Here is a 23,922-nt window from a genome sequence, read left to right as displayed (position 1 = left end):
ACAGAGGGCCGACAATCTGCCCCTGAGCATGTATGTAAGGTACATACATGACTAAGGTTGCCTCGCGGGGGCCCGTCGAGGGCGAGCGCACCGTCACCGCCCGACCCGCCCTGGACACCGACGATCTCGCGCCGCTCGGCGCCACCGCCCACGAGACGCCATCCGATTCCCGCGGCACCCGCATGCCGTCGGCGCCGGCCGTCCTCCGCCTGCTCCTGGAGATCGCGGTCGTCCTCGGCGTCTACAACGCCTACTCGGCCGTGCGCAATGCCGGCGGCAAGGACGCCGGGCCGGCCTTCGAACACGGCTCGCAGATCATGCGCCTCGAGTCGTGGCTGCACATCGACATCGAGCAGAAGGTCAACGAGTGGGTCGCGGGTAACGACGTCCTGTCCGCACTCTCGGCGCTGGAGTACCACACCCTGCACTGGTGGGTGACGATCGGCGTCGTGGTCTGGCTGTACATCCGGCACCAGGACGAGTACCGGAAGGCGACCCTGGTACTCGCCGCGACCACCCTGCTCGCACTGGTCGGCTTCTACACCTATCCGACGGCTCCGCCGCGCATGTACTCCGGTTTCATCGACGTCATGGCCGTCACGTCCTCGTGGGGATGGTGGGCCGAATCCGGCTCTCCCGGACCCGAGTCGATGACCAACGAGTTCGCCGCCATGCCGTCACTGCACTGCGGCTGGGCGATCTGGTCGGGCCTGATGATCTTCCTCATCGCCGAGAGACCGATCGTCCGCGCGCTGGGCGTCATCTACCCGCTCGTGACGTCCTTCGTCGTCGTGGGCACCGCAAACCACTACATTCTCGACATCGTCGCGGTGCTCGCGATCATCGCGGTGGCCACGGTCGTCATCTACGGGACGCCCCGACTTCGGGAGATGCTGCGCAGGAACCCGGTCCCGAAAGCACCGGAACCGCGTCGTGTAACAACACCCACGCCGGGGCGATAAAGGGCCGAGACTCGTCCAGACAAGCGCGCGTCATGATGCTGAGTGTTTCTTCGAGAGGTTCGATCGACCATGACGAGTACTGCTGTTCCACGCCGTGACCGCGCGGCCAGATGGATGCTGGCGGCCGGCCCACTCGCAGCCCTGACGATCGCCGCCAGCGGATGCACCGACCTCGTGCAGACGGCCGCGACACCGCCGGTGGAGACCACGTCCACCGCCCAGCACACGTTCACCCACGCCACGACCGACACCCCGGTGACGGCCACGACCCAGGCGGTGTCCGAGACCGCCGAACGCGCCCTCGCGACCCTGAACGCACTGCCCGTGAAGGGCCGTGCCCCCAAGACCGGTTACGACCGGGACCTCTTCGGCCAGCGCTGGTCCGACGACGTGGACGTCGAGGGCGGCCACAACGGCTGCGACACCCGCAACGACATCCTGCGCCGCGATCTCACCGACATCACGGTCAAGCCCGGGACCCGGGGGTGTGTCGTGCTGTCGGGGACGCTGCAGGACCCGTACACCGGCAAGACGATCCGGTTCGTCCGCGGGCAGGACACGTCGTCCGCGGTGCAGATCGACCACGTCGTGGCGCTGTCCGACGCGTGGCAGAAGGGCGCCCAGCAGCTCTCGCCGCAGCGGCGCGCCGACCTCGCCAACGACCCGCGCAACCTGCAGGCCGTCGACGGCCCGACCAACCAGAAGAAGGGCGACGGCGACGCCGCCACCTGGTTGCCGCCGAACAAGGGTTACCGCTGCACCTATGTGTCCCGTCAGGTCGAGGTGAAGGCTTCATACGGGCTGTGGGTGACGCAGGCCGAGAAGGACGCGATCGCCCGGGTCCTGACCTCATGCGGGGCCACCCCGGCGTCGTCGGCGACCTCCACGACCGACCGTGCCGACACCCGCACCCGAACCGCCACACCCGCTCCGGAGCCGACCGGGACGCCGACGTACACGCCACCGCGTCTCTACGCACCCACCACCGAGGCACCGGCACCCGCCGCGCCGGACGCCGGATCGGTGTACTACCCGAACTGCTCGGCCGCCAAAGACGCCGGAGCCGCGCCGCTGTATGCGGGCCAGCCCGGCTACCGCGCGAAGCTCGACCGTGACGGCGACGGGGTGGCCTGCGAGTCATAGGGCTCCGGCCTCTGCCATCCCTCCGGGACACGGTGGCCCCAGAACACGAGAAAGCCCGAGCGGGTTCACCCGCTCGGGCTTTCTCGTGTCGAAAGACCTGTGTCGGAACGACTTACAGGGCCTCGAAGAGCTGACGCGCCAGCGCGGCGGTCTCCGACGGCGTCTTGCCGACCTTGACGCCCGCGGCCTCGAGAGCCTCCTTCTTGGCCTGCGCGGTGCCCGACGAACCGGACACGATCGCACCTGCGTGACCCATGGTCTTGCCCTCCGGCGCGGTGAAGCCGGCCACGTAGCCGACGACCGGCTTGGTCACGTTGGCCTTGATGTACTCGGCCGCGCGCTCCTCGGCGTCGCCACCGATCTCGCCGATCATGACGATCAGCTTGGTCTCGGGGTCCTTCTCGAACGCCTCGATGGCGTCGATGTGGGTGGTGCCGATGACCGGGTCGCCGCCGATGCCGATGGCGGTCGAGAAGCCGAGGTCACGCAGCTCGTACATCATCTGGTAGGTCAGGGTGCCCGACTTCGACACCAGACCGATCGGGCCCTTGCCGGTGATGTTGTTCGGCGTGATGCCGACCAGCGACTCGCCCGGGGTGATGATGCCGGGGCAGTTCGGGCCGATGATGCGGGTCTTGCCGCCCTTCTTCAGGTTGTAGGCCCACGCGTAGGCGGTGTCCTGCACCGGGATGCCCTCGGTGATGACGACCAGCAGCGGGATCTCCGCGTCGATCGCCTCGATGATGGCGTCCTTGGAGAACTTCGGTGGGACGAAGGCGATCGAGGTGTCGGCCCCGGTCTCCTTCATGGCCTCCTCGACCGAGGCGAACACCGGCAACTCGACGGTGTTGCCGTCGGCGTCGACGTGCGACACGGTGGTGCCGGCCTTGCGGGCGTTGACGCCACCGACGATGTTGGTGCCGGCCTTCAGCATCAGGGCGGTGTGCTTGGTGCCCTCACCACCGGTGATGCCCTGGACGATGACCTTGTTGTCCTTGTTCAGAAAGATCGACATTGGCGTGGCTCCCTTACTTGCTCGCCAGCTCGGCGGCCTTGTCGGCGCCCGAGTCCATGGTTTCGGCGAGCGTGACCAGCGGGTGGTTCGCATCGGCCAGGATCTTGCGACCTTCGTCGACCTTGTTGCCGTCGAGGCGGACGACGAGCGGCTTGTTGGCCTCCGAGCCCAGCTTCTCGAGGGCACCGACGATGCCGTTGGCGACCGCGTCACACGCGGTGATGCCACCGAAGACGTTCACGAAGACGCTCTTGACCTGCTCGTCGCCGAGGATGACGTCGAGACCGGCGGCCATGACCTCGGCCGAGGCGCCACCACCGATGTCGAGGAAGTTGGCGGGCTTCACGCCGCCGTGCTTCTCACCGGCGTACGCGACGACGTCGAGGGTCGACATGACCAGACCCGCGCCGTTGCCGATGACACCGACCTCGCCGTCGAGCTTGACGTAGTTGAGGTCGTGCTCCTTGGCCTTGAGCTCCAGCGGATCGGTGGCATCACGGTCCTCGAACTCGGCGTGGCCGGGCTGACGGAAGTCGGCGTTGCCGTCCAGGGTGACCTTGCCGTCGAGGGCCAGGATCTGGTTGTCGGGGGTGCGGACGAGCGGGTTGACCTCGACCAGGAGGGCGTCCTCTGCGACGAAGACCTCCCACAGCTTCTGGATGGTCACGGCCGCGGCGTCGAGGACCTCCTCCGGGAGGTGACCCTTCTGGGCGATCTCACGCGCGAAGGCGAGGTCGACACCGTCGACGGCGTCGACCGGGACCTTGGCCAGGCGGTCCGGCTTGGTCGCGGCGACCTCTTCGATCTCCATGCCGCCCTCGACCGAGCACATGGCCAGGTAGGTGCGGTTGGCGCGATCGAGGAGGAAGGAGATGTAGTACTCCTCCGCGATGTCACTGGCCTCGGCGACCAGCAGCTTCTTGACGATGTGGCCCTTGATGTCCAGACCAAGGATGTTGGAGGCATGGGACTGCGCGTCGTCCGGGGTGGCGGCGTACTTCACGCCACCGGCCTTGCCACGTCCACCGGTCTTGACCTGCGCCTTGATCATGACGGGCTTGCCGATTTCCTCGGCGATCGCCCGCGCATCGGCGGCATCATCGGTCACCCGACCGGGTGTGGTGGGAACCCCGTGCTTGGCGAACAGTTCCTTCGCCTGGTATTCGAAGAGATCCATTCAGCTCACCATCTCGTAGATTTGCCCGCCCAAGGGTGTAACGCGGGCCATATCGGACTTTAAACCTGTGCCCGAAGTCCGCCTCGCGCGCACCCTGTCCTTGTGCGACAGATCACTCGCTCGGTCCGAACTTACTCGCGGGTACCTCGCACTACGCCTCACCTGCGGCGTTCATCGCACATCCACCCCGGTGCCCGACGCCGCGTCGGAGGGGTGGAGAATCGATCGCGGCGACGAGCCGGACCGTCGGCCGATCAAGGCTGACGCATCCGAGATTCGACACCGTGGCGAACGCAGCAGACCGTGTGACCCGAGTCACAATTTGGCGGTTCATGTCGGTCCATCGTTGGACTTGCCGCAATCATTTCGTTACCGTCGGCTCTCAGCGGTTGGTCACAAAAGGATTACGGACGATAACTTCGAATCCGCGGCAGCGAAGAGATGAGGTGGACGATTTGGCGGGACCGGGTGTCTCACGCGGATCGGGCCGCGTCCGATCGGGCGGGTTGGTCGATGACGTCACGGCCGAGGAGATGACCACCATCATCCCGGCTGTCGACACCGACTCCGATTACGACCTCAGCGACTACGAGTTCGCCTTCGAGGCCGCCGACACCCGAGCCGACGAGGACACTGCCTGGACTCCGTCGACGTGGCAGGGCTACTACCGCCCCACCCATTCGGAGATCACCCAGGACATCCTGATCCCCGAGCACGAGTTCGACCGGTACGAGCACGACGAGCCGTTCGACGTCGAGGGCGCCGAACTCGACATGCTCGATGACGACGAGGCCGATCTCTCCGCGGCCCGCGAGTCCGAGTCGCTCCCGTTCCGCACGAATCCCGCCGGCCGTCGTCCCCGCAAGGGCGGCAAGCATCGCGTCGCGGCCCCGCCGAACGCCCTCAAGGGCGGTCGCGCCGCACTCCTCGCGATGGCCGCCGGCGCCGCCGTGGCCGCCGTCTCCCAGGTCGGCAGCAGCGGCACCGACGAGGCCACCGACACCGCCCCGGTGAACGCCGCCGCCGTCAACGACGCCACCGCACCCGTCGACCTCGGTCCCGGTGTCGCGGCGGCCGCCCCGGCCACCGACCAGATGGACGTCTTCGGGCAGCAGTTGAGCGTCGGCGCGAAGATGGCCGCCGACGAGGCCCGCCGCGAGGCGCTGGCCCGCCGTCCGCTCTTCACCTCGCCGATCCCGCTCGGCCAGTATTCGTTCACCTCTGCCTTCGAGATGCGCTGGGGCACCATGCACGGCGGCATCGACATGGCCGCCCCGCTGGGCACCCCCATCCACGCCGTCACCGACGGCGTCGTCATCAAGGCCGAGCCGGCCTCCGGCTACGGCCACTGGGTCCAGATCCGCGCCGACGACGGCACCGTCACCATGTACGGCCACATGTCCGGCTCGGGCGTGCTCGTCCGTGAGGGGCAGCACGTCACCGCGGGCGACGTCATCGCCCTGGTCGGCAACGAGGGCTTCTCGTTCGGCCCGCACCTCCACTTCGAGGTGTGGAAGAACGGCACCACCAAGATCGATCCGGTGCCGTGGCTGGCGTCCAAGGGCGTCAGGATGACCGGTTACACCGGCTAGATCCACTCCGCACTCCCGAGCCGTGGAAGGGGTCGGCGACCCGACCCGGTTCCCTGGCCCACCTTCGGATCGATGTCGCGGGGCGACATCGACTCCCGGCGCACGGCGATGATCAGAAAAACGAGGCTTACAGCTTCTCCCCCGGGATGCCGCCGGCCGTCAGCAGCGTGACCCTTCCGGCGCTGCCGCCGTAGTCGATGACAACGCGTTCGGTGGCACCGCTCCCCTCCTTCGCGACGACCTTGCCGAGACCGTACTTCGGATGATTGTGGCGGTCGCCGATCTCCAGGTTCACCTTCTTGTTCCGGCCACGGGCCGGGTCCGACGAGTACGACGCCCGGCCCTTGCCGAACGCCGAACCGAACGACGACCCCGAATCCGAGAAGGCTCCATCGCGACCGAAGACACCACCGGTCGAGCCGCCGAATCCGCGCGCGCCGCGACGCGGCTCCAGGCGGCGCCAGTCGATGAGGTGCTGCGGGATCTCCTGCAGAAAGCGCGATTCCGGATTCGACACCGGCTGCCCCCACGACGCGCGGGTGACCGCACGGGTGAGGTACAGGCGTTGCTTGGCACGGGTGATGCCGACGTAGGCCAGGCGGCGTTCCTCGCTGAGCTCGTTGGGGTCGCCGAGTGCCCGCATGTGCGGGAAATGCCCGTCCTCCCAACCGGTCACGAACACCACCGGGAACTCCAGGCCCTTTGCGGTGTGCAGCGTCATCATCGTGACGACGCCCTCGCCCTCGTCGGGCACCTGGTCGGCGTCGGCGACGAGCGAGACCCGCTCGAGGAACGCGGCGAGCGATCCCGGTTCGGGTTCGCCCTCGCGGTCGACCTCGACGTCATCGTCATCGGCCTCGAGCTCGGCCTGCGCGGCGTCGGCGCTGAATTCCCGTGCGACGGCGACGAGTTCGTTGATGTTGTCCAGGCGCGCACCGTCCTGCGGATCATTCGACGCCTCGAGTTCGGCACGATACCCGGTGCGCTCGACGATGGCGTCGACGAGCTCACCGATGTCGGCGGCCTCCTCGGTGGCGTCGAGGACGACGGTGTCGGCATCGGCGGTGTCGGACTCGCCGAAATGCGTGAGGAAGTCGTTGCGCAGTCCCTCGATGAGTTCGACGAACCCGGCGATCTGTTTGACCGCTCGCGTGTTGAGCAGCGCGACCTTGCCCTCGGCGGCGTCGATCAGTGACTCGTAGAAGGTGCGCCCGGTGTTTTCCGAGTGCACCGCGACACATGCCTCGGCACGATCGCCGATGCCGCGTCGCGGGGTGTTGAGAATGCGGCGCAGGCTCACCGAGTCGTCGGGATTCGCGACCACTCGCAGGTACGCGACGATGTCGCGGACCTCCTTGCGCTCGTAGAACTTGGTGCCGCCGACCACCTTGTACGGGATGCCGTGCCGGACGAACACCTCTTCGAGCGCACGCGAACCGGTGTTGGTGCGGTAGAAGACCGCGATGTCGGAGTACTTGTAGCTCGACGACCCGCCGATCGAGTAGTCGGTGAGTTCCTCGATCTCCTTGGCGATGAACGTCGACTCGTCACGGTCGGAGTCGGCGACGTAGCCGATGATAGGGTCGCCGTCACCGGAGTCGGTCCACAGCTTCTTCTCGCGCCGGTTGGGGTTGCGGGCGATGACCGCGTTGGCCGCCGACAGGATGGTCTGCGTCGAGCGGTAATTCTGCTCGAGCAGAACGGTTTCGGCGTTCGGGAAGTCGCGCTCGAATTCCTCGATGTTGCGGATCGTCGCACCGCGGAACGCGTAGATCGACTGGTCGGCGTCACCGACCACGCACAGCTCGGACGGCTCGAGCCCGCTCGCCGTGGTCTGTTCGCCCACCAGCTCGCGGATGAGGACGTACTGGGCGTGGTTGGTGTCCTGGTACTCGTCGACGAGCACGTGGCGGAACCGGCGCCGGTAGTACTCGGCCACCTGCGGGTGATTGTGCAGCAGGGCGACGGTCTCGCCGATCAGGTCGTCGAAGTCGAAGGCGTTCGCCCCGCGCAGCCGCCGCTGGTACTCGGCGAAGATGCGGGCGATGGTCTTGGCGGCGAGGTCGTCCTCGCCGGCGGCCTCCGCGGCACCCTCGGGCGTGACCAGCTCGTTCTTGAAGTTCGAGATCGCCACCGCGACGCCACGCGGACTGAACTTCTTGGGGTCCAGGTCGAGGTCGCGGATGATCATGCCCAACAGCCGCTTCGAGTCGTCGGCGTCGTAGATGGAGAAGTTGGAGTTCATCCCCTCGAGCAGCCCCGACTGCGCGCGCAGGATGCGGACGCAGGTGGAATGGAACGTCGACACCCACATGTACGCCGCGCGCGGGCCGACCAGGTCGATGACGCGTTCACGCATCTCCGCGGCGGCCTTGTTGGTGAAGGTGATCGCCAGGATCTGGCCGGGCGTGACGTCGCGCGCCGCGAGCAGGTAGGCGATGCGCCGGGTCAGGACCGACGTCTTTCCGGAGCCGGCGCCGGCCACGATCAGCAGCGGGGCACCGGCATGCAGCACCGCCGCGCGCTGCTGCGGGTTGAGACCGTCGAGCAGGCGCTCGACCCGGTCGTCGGCAGAGGATTCCCCCGATGAGGAGGACGAGGTGCGACCGGTGAGCAGAGGGGCGGGTGAAGAGCTGTTCATCGGTAGTTCAGGCTACCCGCACCGGCCGACACCGCCCCGCACGCCGTGCTCGACGGCACCCGCGGAGCCGGTCGTGCGATCGGGGGACCGCCCGGAGCGTCGACACCCGTGGCGTCGGCGCTCATGGCTACGATGACCCGGTATCACTGGCTCTCGGGGGGCGCCCGTGCGTTGCGGAAGCGTGCCTCGACGACCGAAAGAGGCCACGCAATGAAACGACCGTCCATCGTCCCCGCAGCGATCGCGCTCGGGGCGGGCGCCCTGGCCCTCGTCGTCTCACTCATCGTGTCCTTCATCCCCTTCGGCTCGGCGGGCACCGCCGAGCCGACCGCGGCATTCCGCGCGCAGAAGAGCCTCGACGAGGTCCTGTTCAAGATGGCGACGAGTCCGGCCGCGAAGTACACCGGCAAGCTCGGCTACAAGTACGAGAACTCCCGCGGCGAGGGCACGGTCGAATTCGAGGACCTCATCGTCACCTCGTCGAACACCGCCGAGGGCACCATCACCCTCGGCCCCAACAAGGGCGAGTACCGGCAGGTCGGCAACAATCCGTTCCTCAGTGCTCCCCTGGCCCTGTGGAACGAGCTGCTCACCGCCGACGAGAAGCTGAACCTCGACATGAACCCGCTCGACAACAAGTGGGCGTCGACGCGATACACGAGCCTCCCCGGTCTCGGCACCGCCCTGGGCCCGGACAACCTCGCGGCCCGCATCGCAAACGTCGAGGCCGACTCCGAGCAGAAGCTCGGGGCCGAACTGCCCTCACCCAGCAAGGGCACCCCCGACGCGCGCCGCTGGCCGACCAGCGACCCGCCGATCGAGTTCATCGGCGACAACAAGGTGAAGATCGGCAAGTGGGAGGTCACCTACGACCCGGGCTCCAAGAACGTCACCCACGTCAAGGGCCAACTGACGCGCGGCGCGGTCACCTACGACTACGACACATCGGTCAACCTGCAGTCGGCCGATCAGGCCCAGAAGGTGTTCGCCAACCAGCGCGGCCTGGTCGGGGACCTGCTCTCGGTGCCCTCGCCGGGACTGGCGCCCAAGCCGCCGGTGATCAGCTCGAAGCTGGTCGGGCAGTGCACCACCGTCGCATGCGCCTACGACTTCACGGTGTACGGCAACACCTACGTCAACGATGTGACCGGTCACTTCAACTACGGGTTCACACTGAACTTCGAGGTCGGCAACCGGCCCGCCGGCGCGGTCGGCGGCGAGTGCAAACCCGTGGTGCGGGTGGATTTCAACCGCACCGCCCTCACCAGGTGCACGGCGACCAACCTGCCGCCCGACACGTCGATCCGCCCCAAGTCGGACGTCACCTACCTGGGCTTCCTCGACTACACCGAGTCCCAGTTGAACCGCTACATCGACGACAACGAGAAGAAGACCAACTCCGAGGTCATCTACGTGCGGACGGGCAACAAGGGCCCGGAGCAGGCGGCGTACGGCACGTCCATCACCGGCCTGCCCAGCTACTACGCGGTCAAGCGCGGGGACTACCTCTTCGACGGGATCGGTGTCGACGGCAGCCTCAACGTGACGTTCGGTCCGGGTTACAAGGAGCACATCGTCGGCGGCCGCTTCGATCCGAGCTGGGACGGCACCGAGGTCCTCAGGAAGCAGATGGAGGAGCAGGTCAAGGCAGCCGGCGACGCCGACGTCGTCTACCTGGTCAAGGAACCGGAGACCGCGCTGGCCCTGCGCCTGTTGCTGGTGTCCGCGGGACAGTACGACAAGATCGAGGTGGTCCAGCTCGACTGACCGGCCGCCCCGGACCCGTCATCCGGCGAAGCGCGCCTCGACGGCCTCGCCGACCCGGCCCGCGCCGGTGTGCAGCCGCAATCCGGCGGTCAGCGGCCGCACGGTGACGGCGTCGCCCGCGCCGTCGATCCGGACGTACATCGCACCCAACCCCGCACGCACCGGGACCCGCACCGACTCGCCGTCGTCGAGTGTCATCTCGATCTCGCCGTCGCGGGTGGCGCAGTAACCGAGCGCGATGGTCCACGGCCAGCGGAACAGCGGGCCGTCGAGTGCCAGGCGGGTCGGGCCGTCGACCTCTGGTCGCGCGCAACTCCCCCGCCCCTCGGCGATGTGGCGGCGCTGCGTGACGCCGCCGGGAACCAGGTTGCCCGCCGTGTCCAGGACGAGCAGACGGTCGGTGCCGGCAGCGAACCGGGGTCGCGGTTCGACGCGGCCGAAGATGCGACTGATCTGGTTGTCGGGGTACACGACCGGTTGCAGGATCTCCAGCGGCACCGACTGGTCGAGCAATGCCGTGTCGGCATGGTCGTGCAGGGCCGCGACGGCCGTGGCGAGGTAGGCGCCGGTCGGGTTGTCCCGCCACGACGCCGAGAACGACGCGACCGACACGACCGCCGACACGAGAACCAGCGCGCCGGCGACGGGCGCGAGCAGTGTTTCCGCTGCCTGCCGCGCCGGCGACGCGGATGCAGGCGAGGCGATCCTCGACGGGGCACCCGCCAGCAACGCGATCACGATGGTCAGCACCAGCGCGGTGTCGGGGAGATAGCGCATGTGCTGCGCGAGGACGAGGGCGGTCTCCGGGCTCGACCGGTTCCACATGATCGGGACCTGGGCGGCCACCGCGTAGATCAACCCGAACGCGACGATCGCCGGTCCGCCGCGGCGCCGGAGGACGGCCCAGATGGTGACGGCCCCCAGCACCGTCCAGCCCGCGACGATCATCCACGTCGCCGGGAAGCCGACCGGCGGGCTCGGCGTCCAGCGGTCCCACTCCCACGGACCGCCGACCAGCGAGGGCACGATCGCCCGGTTCACCGAACCCCACACCAGTCTGGCGGTCTGCGCGATCGAGTGCTCGCCGTCACCGGGGTCCGCGGTGGCGAAGTAGATCGCGGTCCACACGACGAACAGCACGGACGTCGCCGTCCAGAGTTCTCGTCCGCCACGCACGACACGTCCGACCGCCCGACGATCCGCCCCTGCGGCCAGGACCGCGGCGATGAAGGCGACCGGCAGGATCAACAAGGACTTCTCGAAGAACGCCAGCCCGACGAGAAAGACGACGGTCGAACGAATCCACACGACGCGACGTCGGGGTCCGTCGACGTCATCGCGCGCGAGGAGCACGGCGTCGGCGACGACCCACGCCATCGCCACCTGCATCGGCAGTGTGTTGAGTCCCGCCGACCACCACGCGAACGCCGGCACCGTCATCGGGCTGAAGAGGTAGAACGCCAGGGCCACGATCGCGGCGGCCCGTGCCCGGGGCGCGATGACGCGGATCATCCGCCACACGCAGAAGGAGGCGACGACCTGTAACAACAGCAGGGTGATCGCCGGCAGCACCCAGTTCAGCGGGCTGAGCCAGGTCGAGATCCCGGCCACCAGGAACGCGGCGGGCATGAAGTGGCCGTCGTGGCTGTGCCCCAGGTGATCCCAGGACAGGATCGGGTTCGACGACGCCTGCGCGATCAGCACCAGGTCGTCCCAGTAGAAGTCGCCCGTGGCGACCACCCACCCCCTGATCAGCAACTGCCCGGCGATCAGTGACACCGCGATCATCGTCATCGTCCGTGCGTTGAGCATGGGCTCCAGTGTCCACGGAACGGACGACAGACCGCATCAGCAGGGTTGTCGCCCGACCTCAGAGGTGGATAGCCCGTCGATCGAGACACATGCTCGAACAACCGCCGTGTACAAGACATCGGCTGCGGTACGTTCTGGTCAGCGTCCCGCCGTCATCCCGCGGACACTCACTCTCCGCCAGCGAGGCAGACGCAACAGTTCACCGTCTACGAGCGGACACGCTCGAGGTCTCGAAAGTTGGTGTCATGCGTCGCCGCGCCGGTCAGCCGCACTCGCTTCAGGTCGCCGTACTGGTCCTGTTGACAGGGCTCTGCATCCTCACCGCCGGATGTTCGGAAGGGCCGCTCGACGTCCCGAGCGTGGTCCACCTCGGACTCGATGAGGCCAAGAACACGCTGACCCGCGCGGGCGCACAGAAGATCAAGGTGGTCGATGCCGTCGAGGAACGGGCGGTTTGGCAGGAATCGAACTGGGTGGTCGTCGCACAGGAACCTGTCGACGTGACGGTGCCACCGACAACCGAGATCACGCTCCGCGTCGCGAAGCCTTCCGATGACCGATTCCTCGAGCTCGTACCCGCAGACTCCGCTGTGGCCCAGCAGGAACGAGAACGCCGTGCTGAAGAGCAACAGGAACACGCGGAGGCGAGGGCCGTAGAGGAACGCAAGCGCGCCGAGAGCGCAGAGAAGAACCTCGGGGTCACCAAGGAGTACGTCGATGCGATCGATCCGGCGGCGAGAATCGGGAAAGCCGCGATCGACGAACTCCCCCGATTTGCTGCTGCCGCAGAAGTCAGCACGGAACCCGACAGTGCTGTGATCGAGTACACGACCGGTTTCAACAACACCATGGACACCTACAAACGGCTCCTCGACGACGTCGGCAACCCAGACCATCTGGAGGACCCGACCGACCGTCTCAAAGAAGCAGTCGTCGGATTCAAGAAGGCGTCCCAGACCCTCATCGCACTCATCGGGTCCGACGACGCGGCGACGATGCGACGGTTCCGGCAGCTGTACGACGACAATCGCACCAAGTACAACGCCGCCCTCGGGGTGATCTACGCGGGAACCGGTGTCGAGGCACCGTTCATCGCCGCCTGAACAGGAGTCCACACGAAAAGCTGCTCCGTCGGAACCGGGCACGTGCGCAGGCACATGACGCCGTGCATCCGCGACGTGGCAAAATCGGCCCGTGACCGATCGCAGCCCCAGTTCCGAATCCGACGAATCCCAGCAGCCTGAGGGGACGTCGTTCGAGAACACGATCGACCTCGAGAAGTACGACCTCACCACCGATGTCGGCGACCTCCCCGACGACATCGAGCAGTTGCGTCTCGAGATCGACCGTCTCGACGCCGTCATCCTCGCCGCGGTGAAACGTCGTAGCGCGGTGTCGAAGAAGATCGGTGCGGCCCGGATGGCGTCGGGCGGCCCGCGCCTGGTGCACAGCCGTGAGGTGAAGGTCCTCGAACGGTTCGCCGACCTCGGCCAGGAAGGCCACACCCTCGCGATGCTGCTGCTGCGCCTCGGCCGTGGCCCGCTGGGTCGCTGACCGACCGCGCCGGATTTGTGAAGTTGCGCCCAGGGGTGTGACGAGCGTCGCGACGGGGACTCCGACCGCATAGGGTTGATTGTCATGAGCACGCAGGCACCCGGAAGCGACTTCACCGGCACTGATCACGGCGACATCACCGCGACGCAGTCCTGGCAAGCTCTCGCGGCCCATCAGCCGCATGTCTACGCGATGCATCTGCGTGAGGTGTTCGCGATCGACCCGGAGCGCGGTCACGACCTGACCGTCGATGTCGGTGATCTGCACATCGACTACTCCAAGCACCGCGTGTTGCGGGAGACCCTCGAACTCCTGATGAGCCTCGCCCGCGAGGTCGGGCTCGAGGAGAAGCGCGACGACATGTTCGCCGGCGCCCATATCAACACCTCCGAGGACCGTGCGGTCCTGCACACCGCGCTGCGGCTGCCCAAGGACGCGACGCTCGTCGTCGACGGCCAGGACGTGGTCGGCGACGTCCACGAGGTCCTCGACCGGATGGGCGAGTTCACCGACCGCCTCCGCAGCGGAGAATGGAAGGGCCACACCGGAAAACGCATCACCGATGTCGTGAACATCGGCATCGGCGGTTCCGACCTGGGGCCGGTGATGGTGTATCAAGCGCTTCGCCACTACGTCGACGGCGGCATCAAGTGCCACTTCGTCTCCAACGTCGACCCGGCCGACCTGGTCTCCACCCTCGACGGGCTCGACCCCGAGACCACACTGTTCATCATCGCCTCGAAGACCTTCACCACCCTCGAGACACTGACCAATGCCGCCGCCGCCCGCACTTGGCTCCTCGACGCCCTCGGCGGCGAAACCGAAGCGGTGGCAAAGCATTTCGTTGCAGTCAGCACCAATGCCGACGAGGTGGCGAAGTTCGGGATCGACACCGCCCACATGTTCGGGTTCTGGGACTGGGTCGGTGGCCGCTACTCGGTCGACTCGGCGATCGGCCTGTCGGTGATGGCCGCGATCGGCAAGGAGCGGTTCGCCGAGTTCCTCGAGGGCTTCCGGATCGTCGACGAACACTTCCGCACCCAACCGCTGGAGCGCAACGCGCCGGTGATCCTGGGCCTGATCGGCCTCTGGTACAACAACTTCTGGGACATCGGCACCCGTGCGGTGCTCCCCTACAGCAACGACCTGGCCCGGTTCGCCGCCTACCTCCAGCAGCTGACGATGGAGTCCAACGGCAAGTCGGTCACCGCCGCCGGACACCATGTCACGACCGACACCGGCGAGATCTTCTGGGGCGAACCTGGGACCAACGGCCAGCACGCCTTCTACCAGCTACTCCACCAGGGCACGCGGATCGTGCCCGCCGACTTCATCGGCTTCGCCGAACCCACCGACGACCTGCCGTCCTCGCCCGACGGTTCGGGGTCGATGCACGACCTGCTGATGAGCAATTTCTTCGCGCAGACCAAGGTCCTCGCGTTCGGCAAGACCGCCGACGAGATCGCCGCCGAAGGCGTTCCGCCGCACGTGGTCCCACACAAGGTGATGCCGGGCAACCGGCCCACCACGTCGATCCTCGCACCCAAGCTGACCCCGTCGGTGGTGGGCCAGCTGATCGCGCTCTACGAGCACCAGGTGTTCGTAGAGGGCTCGATCTGGGGCATCAACCCCTTCGACCAGTGGGGCGTGGAACTCGGCAAGACGCAGGCGAAGGCGCTGCTGGGCACCATCACCCAGCCCGACGCGCCGACCGCCGACGACGACGCGTCGACCAACGAGCTGGTCGCCTGGTACCGCAGGCACCGCGGACGCACTGTCTGACCAACGGCATCGAGACCGCCCACACGAACCGGCCGCGGCGAGTACGACACTCGCCGCGGCCGATGCGTCACGACCGTGTTCCGGCCGGTTCAGTTGCCACCCGCCTCCGTGCTCGGCGGGGCCTGATCGGCATCGTCGGGGTCGTCGCCCGAGTCGCCGTCGGAGTCGTCGTCGGACGCCGCGCCCCCGCCGTGGTTCGGATTGGTGCAGACGGTGCCCTCACACGGGACGTACCGATTCGCGCCGTCGGGGCTCTTGATCGCGTTGGGTCCCACATAGGTTCCGTGCGGACAGGCCGGATCCTCGTTCTGCGCACAGTATTCGTGGGTCAGGTTGTTGCCCGTCGAGCCGTCCGCACCGGTCGGGCCGCCGTTCACCGGCTTGCCGTTGGCGTCCCAGGCGCCGGTGCCCTCACCGCCACCGTGATTGGGATTGGTGCAGACGGTGCCCTCACACTTGACGAACGAGTGGCTGCCGTCGGGATTGCGGATCGCGTTCGGACCGACGTAGCTGCCCTTGGGGCACGCGGGATCCTGGTTGCGAGCGCAGTACTCCTGGGTCAGGTTGTTACCCGTGGAGCCGTCCGCGCCCGTGGGACCGCCGTTCACCGGCTTTCCGTTCGCATCCCAGAAACCGCTCTTCTCGTGCGCGGCGACGTGCGCACCCAGGTAGCTTCCCCTGGGGCACTTGGAATCGACGTTGTGGGCGCAGTAATCCTTGGTCAGGTTGTTGCCGGTGGAGCCGTCGGCGCCCGCAGGACCCCCGTTGACCGGCTTGCCCTCCTTGTCCCATGTTCCGGTCTTCGCGACGTTGCTGACCGACGAACTCGACGACGACGCGGAGTCGGTCGAGCCACCCGAACCCGAACACCCGGCGACGACGAGACAGAGAGTGAACACGGCGGCCAGAGCCGCCCAGATCCGTTTCACCCCGACACCTCCGAAACACTCGAAACGGTAGATCGCAGGTATCAAAACACGGACAAGGCGGACGCAAGGGCATTTCGACGCAAAATTGGTCCGACCGGTGCCAGGAATTGCTCCTTGCTGTGCGGTTTCCCGACTACCGCAGCTTCATCGGTGATGCTTCGTCCGGTGCTGCCACATCCGGCGCTGCTACGCCCGGCGTGGTCTCGGTGCGCTGCTGCCTACTGCCAGTAGCTCTCGTCGAAAACTTCATCGGGGATCTCGTCGCCGGGCTCGACCCCCAATTCCTCCAGGCGCCCCATGATGGCGGCGGAAGTGGCCACGTAGGTCACGAGATCCTCCGGCTCGACGACCCTTTCGGAGGAATCGCCGCCGAGGAACTCGACGAGCGCGGGCGGGACGCAGGAGCCCATGTCGAGGGAGCGGGTGCCGGTCGCGGTGCGCCAGGCGTCGAAGCTGGCGACGTCGACAGCATCGGCGACCTCGCCGGTCCGGACCGCCTCGAGCACCTCGTCGACGGTGGCGAGCTCACCGGAGCTGCCGCTGGACGGATCGAATCCGACCACGGTCTCGGGATCGATGGTCTCGTCCTCGGCCAGCGTGAAGTAGACGACGCCGCGCCAGTCGGCGGCCAGCGCCTCGACGTCGTCACGCCCGAAGACCTCGCCGAGCAACTCGCTCACCTGGTCGCTGCGCTTGCTGCCGAACACCTGGAACGCGCCCGACGCCACCATCTGCCCCTGCTTCTTCGCCACGGACAGTCACCTTACGCAGGTCAGTCGTGGATACCGAGCACGACGACGCGGCCTGTCGTCGGTGACAGAAAGACGGTCGCCGTCCACTGTGCCGACGAGAACGCGGCGTCGAGATTCGCACTCCCCAGGAGGCCTCCGGCGGGAACGAAAGGGGCGAGTTCGGTGGCGACCGTGCCGGGATCGGGCACCGCGCCTGCGCCGTACGCCTCTGCCCAGGCCGCGACCTGTGCGGTGCCGACGTCGACGATCGCGTCGAACCAGTGGGTCGTCGGGCCGGGGACACGGTCCGGTGCGCCCGGAGCGCCACCGACGGTGCCGGCGGCCCAACCGTCGACGGAACCATCGGCGAGCATCGGGAATCGGCGTGCGACGGGCCCGATGTCGCGGGCTGGGCCGGCGGTCACGACCTTGGCGACGGTCGGCGACGTCGGCGTCGACGTGGTCTGGCTCCGCGTGACTCCCGCGGGATCGGTTGCACAACCGACCACGCCCAGCAGGGACAGGCCGGCACACACCAGTGCCGCGGACAAGCGGTGCGCCGGTGCCCGATTCGAGAACATCCCGTCACGCTAGCCGTTGTCGGCGTGCTGCGACCGAAACGTCCTTCGGGCGGATGAAACCCCTCGTGCCGGGCTTCGGATCAGACCAGGCGGCGGCTCAGCGACAGCGGAAGGTACCTCAACGCCGCGGCGATGGGGGTCCACGGCCACGGCGGGACCGGCGCCCAGTTCTTCTCCGCCTCGATCGCCTTCACCAGGGCATCGACGCCCTTGTCGGTGTCGACCTTGAGCTTGGTCTCGACGCCGCGGTTGATGTCGGTGTCGATGTAGCCGGGTGCGATCACCGACACCTTGATGGGCGAGCCGGCGAATTCCGCCTGCAGCCCCTGCCCGAGCGCGGTGAGTCCGGCCTTCGACGCCGAGTACGCGGCCTGCGCCTTCGGCAGCCCGCGGACGCCGGAGATCGAACTGATCAGCACGAGGTGCCCGGCGTTCTGTTCGCGGAAGATCTCGAGGGCGGCCTCGGCCTGTGCGAGGGCGCCGACGAGGTTGGTCTGGACGGTCTCGATGTTGGCTGCGGCCTTGCCGGTGCCCAGCGGGGCGCCCTTGCCGAGGCCTGCGTTGACGATGACGCGGTCCAGCCCGCCGAGCTCGTCGGCGAGCTTGTGGAACGCGAGCGGCACCGCGTCGAGGTCGGTGACGTCGAGCGGGGTCACCGCCACGTGCGCGGCCGACGGCCGGAGCTCGCCGGCGAGCGCCTCGAGCCTCTCGAGACGGCGCGCCGCCAGGCCAAGGGCACGCCCCTGTGCCGCGAATCGACGTGCCATGCCCTCGCCGAGTCCCGAACTCGCACCGGTGATGAGGATCTTCTGCCGTGGGGTCACGCCGCCCAGGCTACCGGGCGGTAAGTTGCGCCGGAAGCCGCTACTTGAGGAGCCGCGACATGCGGCGGTCGGCGAGCACCTTTCCGCCCGTCTGGCAGGTCGGGCAGTACTGGAACGACCGGTCGGCGAACGAGACCTCCCGGATGGTGTCACCGCACACCGGGCACGGTAGGCCGGTGCGCGCGTGGACGCGCAGCCCGGTCCGCTTCTCGGACTTCAGCCGCGCCACCTCCTGGCCCTCGAGGCGACCGGTGGCGTCGGTGAGCACGGTCCGCATCGCGTCATAGAGGGCGCTCACCTGTTCGGGCTTCAGGGTTTTCGACGACGCGAACGGCGACAGCCGTGCGGTGTGCAGGATCTCGTCGGAGTAGGCATTGCCGATGCCGGCGATCACGCGCTGGTCGGTGAGCACGTTCTTGATGCGGCCGGTCGTCGAGGCCAGGATCTCGGCGAGGCGCTCCTCGGTCAACTCGAGGGCGTCGGGGCCGAGTCCCGCGATCCGATCGACCTCGGAGGGGTCGCGGACCAGCCACACCGCCAGACGCTTCTGGGTGCCGGCCTCGGTGACGTCGAAACCCTCGCCGGGCAGTCCGCAGTGCACCCGCAACGCGATCGGCGACCTGCCGCCGGGCCGCAGCGGTTTGGGTGAGAGGTCCTCGCTCCAGCGCAGCCAGCCGGCACGCGAGAGGTGGACGACCATCGCGATCATCGGTTCGGACGCGGCGGCATCCGAACCCGGGATGGTGCTGATGACCAGGTACTTCCCGATCCGGCTGACGGATTCGACGATCCGGTCGGCCAGGGCGGTGTACGGCGGGTCGGCGGTCTTCAGGACCGAGAGGGATGCGACATCGACGCGCCGGATCGGGAGTCCGGCCGCTCGACCGTCGACATAGTCGGCGATGGCGGCGACCTCGGGGAGCTCGGGCATGCCTCCAGTGTGCTCTAGTAAGAGGATGAGTTCCCGTCTTTCCGACGCCGAACTGGCCGCGCGGATCGCTCAGGGAGCCGGGGAGATCCTGCTCGGGATCCGGTCCGGCGACCTGCTCGGCGGCGGTCTGCTCGGCGACGTCGGCGATGCGCTCGCGCAGGCGTGGATCTCCACCGTGCTGCGCGCACACCGACCCCGCGACGCCGTGTTGTCCGAGGAGGCCGCCGATGTCGGCGACCGCGCCAGCGCCCAGCGCGTGTGGATCATCGACCCGCTGGACGGCACAAGGGAATTCGCGAACGGCACCGACGACTGGGCAGTGCACGTCGCGCTGACCGAGAACGGCGCCGTCATCGAGGCGGCGGTGTCGCTGCCCGCCACCGGCGAGTTGTTCCGCGCCGACACCGTCGCCAAGACCGACGGTCCGCTGACCCGGCGCCTGGTGACCTCTCGCTGGGGCGGCTCGTACGAGACGAGTTTCGTGGCCAACCGCCTCGGTCTGCAGATGGTGCCGGTGGGTTCGGCCGGAGCGAAGGCGATGGCCGTCGTCCGGGGCGACGCCGATGCGTACGTGCACGCCGGCGGCCAGTACGAATGGGACAACGCCGCGCCGGTGGGAGTGGCGCTGGCCGCGGGCCTGCATTGCAGTCGCCTCGACGGTTCGGAGATCGTCTACAACAACCGCCACCCTTACATGCCCGACTTCGTGATCTGCCGCAGCGAGATCCGCGACGACATGCTCGCGGCCCTGCAGCAGATCTGGTGAACTGGCCCGTGTGAACGGAGTCGGCGACGCCGTCGTCAACATCGGTCCGGCCCTCGCGGTCGCGATCGTGTTGCTCGCCGTCGTCGCCGTACTGGTCAACCGGCGTAGCGGCCTCGCGACCGACACCCTGGTGGCGTCGGTGCGCGCCGTCGTCCAACTGGCCGCGTTGGCCGGCGTCTTGGCGGTGGTCATCGAGTATCTGTGGGCGTCGGCACTGTTCGTGCTCGTGATGGCGACGGCGGCCGCGTTCACGTCGGCCAGGCGTATACGGCAGGTGTTTCCCGACGTGCGGGCGATCGGCTGGTGTGCGGGACCGGTCGCGGTACCGACGCTGATCCTGGTCGTGGTACTGGTGCTCGTGGGCGTGCTCCCCGACCGCGGGATCGCCGTGATCCCGACGGCCGGCATCCTGCTCGGCAACGCCATGGTCACCACCTCGCTGACGGGGCGCCGGGCGCACGATGAACTGACCACCCGCGCAGGCGAGGTCGAGGCCGCGCTGTCGTTGGGGCTGCTCCCCCGCGACGCGCGACTGGAGATCTGCGCGACCGCCGCGGCGACGTCACTCATCCCCGGTCTCGATCAGACCCGCGCGGTCGGGCTGGTGACGATCCCCGGCGCCTTCGTCGGCATGGTCCTCGGCGGCGCGTCCGTGTGGGCCGCGGCAGCCATGCAGCTGTTCGTGCTGATCGGCCTGCTTGCGGTGAGCTCGATCGCAGCACTGGTGACGGTGGAGTTGGTGGCACGGGACCTGATGTGAGAACCACGGACCGGCGTCGCATGCGAGTTCTGTTGGGGCCCACGCTTGTTCGACCAGCAGATCGAGGGCCCTCCCATCACCCCTTGCGGAGCAGGTAGATGTCCATGATCCACCCGATCCGCTCGCGCGCCTCGGCACGCGCCCTCACGATCTGATCGGTCACGTCACCGACGCGGCCGCTGATCAGGATCTCGTCGTCGGTGCCGACGTAGGCACCCCACCAGATGTGGTCGTCGGGATCGGCGGTGCGCCGGAAGCTCAGATCGGCGTCGAGCATGACGATCTGGTTGAGGTCCGCACCGGGCGGGGTGTCGGCGAGGCGCCGGCCGGTGGTGATGTGGATCGGTTCACCGACTCGGTTGGCGACGATGCCGTGTGCGGCGGTCAGCGCGCTGGCGCTGGTCACGCCCGGGATCACCTCGACATCGAGGTCGAGGTCGGTGCGCGCGGCGAGGTCGTCGACGATGCGCAGCGTGCTGTCGTAGAGCGCCGGGTCGCCCCACACGAGGAACGCGGCCACCCCGCCGTCACCGACCTCGTCACGCAATGCGCGGGCGATCAGATCCGCGCGTGCCGCGTGCCAGCGCCGGACCTCGGCGTCGTAGTCGACGGGATCGCGGTCACGGGGCGGGTCGGGAATCTCGACGAGCGAATATCCCTGCCGCGCATGGGCGTCGAGGATCTCACGACGGGCCTGCAGCAGACCGCTCTTGGCCGCCCCCTTCTCCAGCACGAGGAAGGCGTCGACGTCGGCCATCGCGTCGACGGCCTGAAGGGTGATCTGGCGCGGGCCTCCGGGGCCGATCCCGATGACCCGCAACGTGATCCGCACGGTCAGATCTTCACCTTCGGCAGGCCGTGCTTGCGCGCGGTCATGTCCAGGACGAGCTGACGCGGCGCGAGGCGACGCAGCAGGAAGACCAGCGGGGCGTTGTTGCCCCGGGCATAGAAGGGTTTCGGGTGGTCGGCGAGCGCGGCGTCGACGATCTGTCGGGCCATCGACTCGGCACTGATGCCGGCGTCCTCGTTGCGACGCGTCGCCGCGGCCAGGGTCTCGTACTCGGCACGGTAGGGCGAGTTCTCGCCGATGTGGATGCTGCGCCGGTCGCCGATACCGGTCGCGATGGTCCCCGGCTCGACCGCGATCATGCGGATCCCGTACGGCGCCACCTCACGCCGGGTCGCGAGGGCGAAGGCCTTCAGCGCCGACTTGGTGGCCGCGTAGTTGGAACGGAACGCGACCGGGAAGCTCGACAGCATCGACCCGACCATGACGACGGTTCCGCGACGCCGCTCCCGCATCCCGGGCAGCACCGCCTTCGTGAGGGCGATCGGCCCGAAGACGTTGACGCGGAACAGATCCTCGATCGCCTGCATCGACGTGTCCTCGAGGGCGCCGGCCTGCGACTCGCCGGCGTTGTTGACGAGGATGTCGACGGCCCCGACGGTCTCGGCACACGCGATGGCCGAGTCGTAGTCGGCGTTGTCGAGGCGGACATAGGTGACGCCCGGGATCGGGTCGCGCACGGTGTCGGGGTTGCGGGTGGTGCCGAAGACGCGGTGCCCGCGGGCGACGAACTGACGGGCGACCTCGGCGCCGATGCCGCTGGTCGCGCCGGTGACGAGAACGGTCTGTGAGCTCACGCCCGCTACCGTAGCGCAGCCCTCGGCGGGCACACCGGACCTGCGTCAGACGAGTCGGTCGTAGCGACGGGTGAGGATGCTCAATTCCGCTGCGACACGGTCGGTGTCGGGACCGTAGGGCAGCCGGGGATCGCGCGTCCACCAGTCGACGAGGCGCTGGAGAGGCGTGCGGCGGCCCGGCGGGGTCCGACGGGTCAGGACGACGAGTCCGATCACGGCTACGAGGACGGCGGCGGCGAGGACGAGGGCTGCGATGATCATGGCAGTAATTTTCCGCCCGCAGGAATTTTGCCAACAGTGGCATGAACGTCAATGTGCGCAAATCTTCTGCCATACTGGCTGAATGCTGAAATCCGTCGGCGTCCTTCTCCACGACAGCGTTGCGCTCTTCGAGTTCGGCGTGGTCTACGAGGTGTTCGGGGTGGACCGTTCCGACGACGGTGTCCCGGAGTTCGACTTCCGCGTCGCGGCGCCTGATCCGTCGCAACCGTTGCCCGTCGGCCGCGGCATCTCGGTCCAGGTGTCCCACACCCTCGCCGAGTGCCGCGACGTCGATCTCGTCGCCATCCCGGGCGGCAAGACCGACGGCGACCACCCCGAGGAGATCCTCGAGACCGTGTGCGCCGTCGTCGACAACGGCGGTCGCGTACTGACCGTGTGCTCCGGAGCGTTCGTCGCGGGCGCCGCCGGACTCCTCGACGGACGTCGCTGCACCACCCACTGGCGGTACGGCGACGAGCTCGCCCGCCGGTTCCCCGCGGCGAAGGTCGACACCGACGTCCTCTTCGTCGACGACGGCCCGGTCACCACCAGTGCCGGCACCGCAGCCGGCATCGACGCGTCGTTGCACCTGGTCCGCGAGGCCTGGGGCCCCGGCGTCGCCAACAAGATCGCGCGCCGGATGGTGGTGCCGCCGCACCGCGACGGCGGCCAGCGCCAGTTCGTCGACATGCCGATGCCGACCTGTTCCGACGAGGGTTTCGGGGCCCTCCTGGCCTGGCTCCTCGAACATCTGGACCGCGACATCACCGTCGACGACATGGCCGTCCGCATGCACATGTCGACCCGGACGTTCGCGCGGAGGTTCGTCGACGAGGTCGGGGTCTCGCCGCGACGCTGGCTGACCGAACAGCGGGTGCTGGCCGCGAAGAACCTCCTCGAATCGACCGACGTGCCGGTGGAGGAGGTGGCACGGCTGGTCGGATTCGCGTCGGCGACGCTCCTGCGGCACCACTTCGCTGCATCGGTGGGGGTGTCGCCGCTGGTGTATCGACACCGGTTCGCCAAGGCGCCATCGAACTCGTGACCGCC

22 protein-coding genes are annotated in these 23,922 nt (G+C 68.1%); 10 read left to right on the top strand and 12 right to left on the bottom strand.

The window, feature by feature from the left end:
• Positions 1–47 precede the first annotated feature (47 nt).
• Positions 48–962 (top strand): phosphatase PAP2 family protein, encoded by a 915-nt coding sequence (locus tag ABFT43_RS04535; RefSeq protein ID WP_347959166.1) that lies wholly within the window; start codon positions 48–50, stop codon positions 960–962.
• A gap of 69 nt (positions 963–1,031) precedes the next feature.
• On the top strand, positions 1,032–2,105 hold the full coding sequence (locus ABFT43_RS04530) for a GmrSD restriction endonuclease domain-containing protein (RefSeq protein WP_347959165.1): 1,074 nt from the start codon (positions 1,032–1,034) through the stop codon (positions 2,103–2,105).
• Positions 2,106–2,217: 112 nt separating this feature from the next.
• Here ABFT43_RS04530 and sucD read toward each other — a convergent pair whose 3' ends face one another.
• Both sucD and sucC read right to left on the bottom strand, forming a co-directional pair.
• Entirely contained in the window at positions 2,218–3,120 is a 903-nt protein-coding gene (gene sucD / locus ABFT43_RS04525; protein ID WP_347959164.1) for a succinate--CoA ligase subunit alpha, read from the bottom strand.
• A 13-nt stretch (positions 3,121–3,133) separates the two neighbouring features.
• Positions 3,134–4,297 carry an ADP-forming succinate--CoA ligase subunit beta gene (gene sucC, locus ABFT43_RS04520; RefSeq protein ID WP_006898841.1) on the bottom strand — a complete coding sequence of 388 codons (1,164 nt, stop codon included), beginning with the start codon at positions 4,295–4,297 and terminating at the stop codon, positions 3,134–3,136.
• Positions 4,298–4,743: 446 nt separating this feature from the next.
• Between sucC and ABFT43_RS04515 the strand changes: the two genes are divergently transcribed.
• A complete protein-coding gene (locus tag ABFT43_RS04515) occupies positions 4,744–5,889 on the top strand; it encodes a M23 family metallopeptidase (protein WP_347959163.1) in 1,146 nt (381 codons plus the stop codon).
• Between the two features lie 127 nt (positions 5,890–6,016).
• On the opposite strand, the gene ABFT43_RS04510 is transcribed toward ABFT43_RS04515, so the two are convergent.
• Positions 6,017–8,530: a UvrD-helicase domain-containing protein gene (locus ABFT43_RS04510; protein WP_347959162.1), complete on the bottom strand. Its 2,514-nt coding sequence runs from the start codon at positions 8,528–8,530 to the stop codon at positions 6,017–6,019.
• Positions 8,531–8,740: 210 nt separating this feature from the next.
• Between ABFT43_RS04510 and ABFT43_RS04505 the strand changes: the two genes are divergently transcribed.
• Positions 8,741–10,297, top strand: coding sequence for a hypothetical protein (locus tag ABFT43_RS04505; protein WP_347959161.1), 1,557 nt, complete (start codon positions 8,741–8,743; stop codon positions 10,295–10,297).
• Positions 10,298–10,315: 18 nt separating this feature from the next.
• Here the strand turns inward: ABFT43_RS04505 and ABFT43_RS04500 are convergent, their stop codons facing one another.
• Positions 10,316–12,109 (bottom strand): hypothetical protein, encoded by a 1,794-nt coding sequence (locus ABFT43_RS04500; protein WP_347959160.1) that lies wholly within the window; start codon positions 12,107–12,109, stop codon positions 10,316–10,318.
• 245 nt (positions 12,110–12,354) lie between these two features.
• Between ABFT43_RS04500 and ABFT43_RS04495 the strand changes: the two genes are divergently transcribed.
• From ABFT43_RS04495 to pgi, 3 genes are all read left to right on the top strand, one after another.
• Entirely contained in the window at positions 12,355–13,212 is an 858-nt protein-coding gene (locus ABFT43_RS04495; protein ID WP_347959159.1) for a PASTA domain-containing protein, read from the top strand.
• A gap of 91 nt (positions 13,213–13,303) precedes the next feature.
• Positions 13,304–13,663: a chorismate mutase gene (locus ABFT43_RS04490; RefSeq protein WP_347959158.1), complete on the top strand. Its 360-nt coding sequence runs from the start codon at positions 13,304–13,306 to the stop codon at positions 13,661–13,663.
• Positions 13,664–13,747: 84 nt separating this feature from the next.
• Entirely contained in the window at positions 13,748–15,445 is a 1,698-nt protein-coding gene (gene pgi, locus ABFT43_RS04485) for a glucose-6-phosphate isomerase (protein WP_347959157.1), read from the top strand.
• Between the two features lie 89 nt (positions 15,446–15,534).
• On the opposite strand, the gene ABFT43_RS04480 is transcribed toward pgi, so the two are convergent.
• The 5 genes from ABFT43_RS04480 to ABFT43_RS04460 form a co-directional block, all read right to left on the bottom strand.
• A complete protein-coding gene (locus ABFT43_RS04480; protein ID WP_347959156.1) occupies positions 15,535–16,374 on the bottom strand; it encodes a Mesocentin in 840 nt (279 codons plus the stop codon).
• A 218-nt stretch (positions 16,375–16,592) separates the two neighbouring features.
• The gene (locus tag ABFT43_RS04475) at positions 16,593–17,126 is read right to left on the bottom strand and encodes a hypothetical protein (RefSeq protein WP_347959155.1); all 534 of its coding nucleotides are present in this window, start codon (positions 17,124–17,126) and stop codon (positions 16,593–16,595) included.
• A gap of 20 nt (positions 17,127–17,146) precedes the next feature.
• The gene (locus tag ABFT43_RS04470) at positions 17,147–17,686 is read right to left on the bottom strand and encodes a hypothetical protein (RefSeq protein ID WP_347959154.1); all 540 of its coding nucleotides are present in this window, start codon (positions 17,684–17,686) and stop codon (positions 17,147–17,149) included.
• Between the two features lie 80 nt (positions 17,687–17,766).
• Positions 17,767–18,510, bottom strand: a complete 744-nt coding sequence (locus ABFT43_RS04465) for an SDR family oxidoreductase (RefSeq protein ID WP_347959153.1) — start codon at positions 18,508–18,510, stop codon at positions 17,767–17,769.
• Positions 18,511–18,550: 40 nt separating this feature from the next.
• On the bottom strand, positions 18,551–19,441 hold the full coding sequence (locus ABFT43_RS04460; protein WP_347959152.1) for a DNA-formamidopyrimidine glycosylase family protein: 891 nt from the start codon (positions 19,439–19,441) through the stop codon (positions 18,551–18,553).
• A gap of 25 nt (positions 19,442–19,466) precedes the next feature.
• On the opposite strand from ABFT43_RS04460, the gene ABFT43_RS04455 reads away from it, so the two are divergent.
• Together ABFT43_RS04455 and ABFT43_RS04450 are read left to right on the top strand one after the other, a co-directional pair.
• Positions 19,467–20,207 (top strand): 3'(2'),5'-bisphosphate nucleotidase CysQ, encoded by a 741-nt coding sequence (locus tag ABFT43_RS04455; RefSeq protein ID WP_347959151.1) that lies wholly within the window; start codon positions 19,467–19,469, stop codon positions 20,205–20,207.
• A gap of 10 nt (positions 20,208–20,217) precedes the next feature.
• On the top strand, positions 20,218–20,967 hold the full coding sequence (locus ABFT43_RS04450) for an ABC transporter permease (protein WP_347959150.1): 750 nt from the start codon (positions 20,218–20,220) through the stop codon (positions 20,965–20,967).
• A gap of 76 nt (positions 20,968–21,043) precedes the next feature.
• Here the strand turns inward: ABFT43_RS04450 and cobF are convergent, their stop codons facing one another.
• From cobF to ABFT43_RS04435, 3 genes are read right to left on the bottom strand one after another with little or no spacing between them, the layout of a single operon-like run.
• Positions 21,044–21,799, bottom strand: a complete 756-nt coding sequence (gene cobF, locus ABFT43_RS04445) for a precorrin-6A synthase (deacetylating) (protein WP_347959149.1) — start codon at positions 21,797–21,799, stop codon at positions 21,044–21,046.
• Between the two features lie 2 nt (positions 21,800–21,801).
• A complete protein-coding gene (locus tag ABFT43_RS04440; RefSeq protein WP_347959148.1) occupies positions 21,802–22,611 on the bottom strand; it encodes an SDR family oxidoreductase in 810 nt (269 codons plus the stop codon).
• Between the two features lie 45 nt (positions 22,612–22,656).
• A complete protein-coding gene (locus tag ABFT43_RS04435; RefSeq protein WP_347959147.1) occupies positions 22,657–22,872 on the bottom strand; it encodes a hypothetical protein in 216 nt (71 codons plus the stop codon).
• Between the two features lie 82 nt (positions 22,873–22,954).
• Here ABFT43_RS04435 and ABFT43_RS04430 point away from each other — a divergent pair, with 82 nt between their 5' ends.
• Entirely contained in the window at positions 22,955–23,917 is a 963-nt protein-coding gene (locus tag ABFT43_RS04430) for a GlxA family transcriptional regulator (RefSeq protein WP_347959146.1), read from the top strand.
• Positions 23,918–23,922: the final 5 nt, after the last annotated feature.

It is taken from the genome of Gordonia aurantiaca (genome assembly GCF_039939235.1).
GTDB lineage: Bacteria > Actinomycetota > Actinomycetes > Mycobacteriales > Mycobacteriaceae > Gordonia.
Note: the sequence above shows the minus strand (reverse complement) of the source record. Positions and strands in the feature narration are given on the sequence as shown.